The organism is Coxiella-like endosymbiont of Rhipicephalus sanguineus, from assembly GCF_018687865.1.
Genome location: NZ_NIQB01000053.1, coordinates 1 through 2,883, shown reverse-complemented (window position 1 = coordinate 2,883; position 2,883 = coordinate 1). Strand labels below are relative to the sequence as shown.

The window sequence follows — 2,883 nt, the reverse complement described above, 5'->3', positions numbered from 1 at the left end:
AGGGACCTCGTCTCCTTTCCTTTCTTATACGGGCCTTTAATCCAATTGCTATTCTATTGTCTTCGGGGGTCAGGTAGAATGCGCTATTAGCCCAACTAAGGAGCCTGTAAATGTACGATCCCAGTCTCACGGTAGAAGCCTTCGATCCCGAACTTGCCCAAGCGGTTCGTGGCGAAGAGGAACGGCAAGAAGAACATATCGAGTTAATTGCTTCAGAAAATTACGTGAGTCCTCGGGTGTTAGAGCTTCAGGGATCTGTCCTAACGAATAAATATGCTGAAGGCTATCCTCATAAACGTTATTATGGGGGCTGTGAATTTGTTGATATTGCTGAGCAATTGGCTATTGATCGGGCGAAAACCCTATTCAAGGCCGACTACGCCAATGTCCAACCTCATTCCGGTTCGCAAGCTAACGCAGAAGCGTACATGGCGCTTATGAATCCTGGGGATAACTTGTTGGCTATGGATCTGTCACATGGAGGGCATTTAACACATGGTACGCCAGTAAGTTTCTCGGGCAAATTTTATAAAGCAGTTCACTATGGACTAAATTTAGAAGGCGATATTGATTACGATCAAGTAGCGCAGTTGGCTGAGATGCACCGGCCAAAAGTGATTTTGGCGGGATTTTCTGCTTTTTCTGGGATAGTGGATTGGCAACGCTTCCGTGAAATGGCTGATAACGTTAATGCCTATTTTATAACCGATATTGCCCACGTGGCAGGCTTGGTGGCGGCCGGAGTTTATCCTTCTCCCGTTAACATCGCAGACGTGACGACAACCACTACTCACAAAACACTGCGAGGGCCTCGTTCCGGACTGATTTTAGCTAAGGCAAATCCCGAAGTGGAAAAGCGCTTAAATTCAGCGGTTTTTCCAGGCTCACAAGGCGGTCCTTTGATGCATGTGATCGCTGCAAAGGCTGTAGCGTTTAAGGAAGCCATGCAGCCGGAATTTAAATCTTATGTACAACAAATTTTAAAAAATGCTCAAGTTATGGTGGCCGTAATAATGGAGCGCAATTATGCTGTTGTTTCAGGCGGCACACAAAACCACATGTTTCTCGTGAGCTTATTAGATAAAGAAATATCGGGGAAGGACGCAGAGCTGGCACTGGGTCAGGCCAACATTACTGTTAATAAAAACACGGTACCTGGAGAAATTCGTTCACCGTTTATTACAAGTGGTCTTCGAATTGGAACGCCAGCCGTTACTACGCGGGGTTTAAAGAAAAAGAAGTTTCACAACTGGGCCATTGGATTTGCGATATTTTAGATGATCCAACTAATGAAAATGTAATTGCTGATATCAAAGAAAAAGTAAGAAAATTAACTCAGCAATTTCCCGTATATAGTCGAGAAACGGTGCTCTGCTAATGTATTGTCCTTTTTGTAAAGCAGAAGATAGCAAGGTAATTGATTCGCGATTGGTAGAAGAAAGCGCCAAAGTGCGCGCTGCCGTGAATGTTTAAAATGCCAAGAACAGTTTACTACTTTTGAAATGGCTGAATTAAACCTATCACGGATCATTAAGCAAGACGGCCGATGTGCATACATTTGATGAAGAAAAGCTCCGTGCGGGATTATTGAAAGCGTTAGAAAAACGCCCTATCCAGTACAGAGCAAATTGAAGCTACTGTTCAACGTATCATTCATAAATTGCGAGCGAGCGGAGAATGTGAAGTGAGTTCTCAGTGGGTGGGTGAGTTAGTAATGGAAAAAGTGCGGGCTTAGATGAAGTTGCTTATTTGCGATTTGCTTCGTTGTCTATCGCAGCTTTCAAGATATCAATACATTTCGCCATAAAATTCGTCGTTTAAAGAGAAAGCAGAAAAATAAATCTAATGAAAAATAATAAACGCCACAACGCGCGGCGCTATGGCTTACAAGCCTCTATCAATGGGCTTTTGGGAAAACACCAGCAGATGCTTTAATTAATCAATTTTCTGAAGAAAATGATATTTCTGATGCAGATTTTCTTTATTTTAAAGATTTGGTAACGGGAACTATCCAGCAGGTTGCTCTTATTGAGGAATTGATGGTAACGCATTTAGATCGTGATATTAGCGCTTTAAATCCTATAGAACTGGCAGTATTGCGTTTGGCCACGTATGAGTTGCTTCATCGAAAAGATGTGCCGTATAAGGTAATCATTGACGAAGCACTGGAATTAGTGAAAGAATTCGGTGCCCAGGAAGGGTATAAGTATGTAAATGCGGTTTTGGATGTATTAAGCAATCAGATAAGAAAAGGGATATAAAATGCCAAGAGGTCGCGGACCACACGGTCCCAAAAAATTTCGAAAGCGAAATCAGAATAAAAAATAATAGCGGTTGTCAATAGTTCTTAGTGTATTTTGCTGGGTCTTAACTAACTCCCAGTGTGTTAAATCTTTTTAACCGTAAAATACAGCTATTGCGCTATCCGTAAGCTTCGCCTTTTTCATTCGTGCGATAGTAATTTATTGTTAATCGGTAATCCAGGCCCAAGGTTAAGTCTTGTTGAATGGCTTGGGCTTTATCCAAATGAATAAGCAGCGTATTAATCTGTATGGAATTTCCCTCGACACCTTGCTTAGTAGCTAGGTCCCCTAGACGCTGAAAAGCAGCAATGTACTCAGGGCGGCAATCCGGACGGAGAGAGAACGACTTTAGTAATCAACTTTGGCTTGAGTCATTACTCTAAGAAATTGATCACCTTGAGCAAGACGAGTCACTTTAACAGACTCAATGTCTGGATTGAGCGATTTTAAATAGCGCTCGCTACCATCAATAATAATTTGTTTCAACCGTGCTTCATTTTCTTCATTGAAGTGAATCACAACAAAATCTTGATCACGCGGTTTACGCTTAGGTTCTACGATATACGATAATAGTGGTTCC

1 protein-coding gene and 4 pseudogenes are annotated in these 2,883 nt (G+C 42.1%); 3 read left to right on the top strand and 2 right to left on the bottom strand.

Annotated elements, in window-relative coordinates; all coding sequences use genetic code 11:
• Nucleotides 1–110: 110 nt before the first annotated feature.
• From glyA to nusB, 3 pseudogenes are all read left to right on the top strand, one after another.
• Nucleotides 111–1,378: pseudogene (gene glyA, locus B1F79_RS03200) on the top strand (serine hydroxymethyltransferase).
• Nucleotides 1,378–1,856: pseudogene (gene nrdR, locus B1F79_RS03195) on the top strand (transcriptional regulator NrdR). The pseudogenes glyA and nrdR overlap by 1 nt, the downstream one beginning before the upstream one ends.
• A pseudogene (gene nusB, locus B1F79_RS03190) lies at nucleotides 1,846–2,261 on the top strand (transcription antitermination factor NusB). Before nrdR ends, nusB begins: the two co-directional pseudogenes overlap by 11 nt.
• Before the next feature lie 160 nt (nucleotides 2,262–2,421).
• Here the strand turns inward: nusB and B1F79_RS03185 are convergent.
• Nucleotides 2,422–2,634, bottom strand: a pseudogene (locus B1F79_RS03185) (7-cyano-7-deazaguanine synthase); the annotation flags it as partial.
• A 17-nt stretch (nucleotides 2,635–2,651) separates the two neighbouring features.
• The coding region (locus tag B1F79_RS03180) for a S24 family peptidase (protein ID WP_251365969.1) at nucleotides 2,652–2,883 on the bottom strand (232 nt) is incomplete at its 5' end.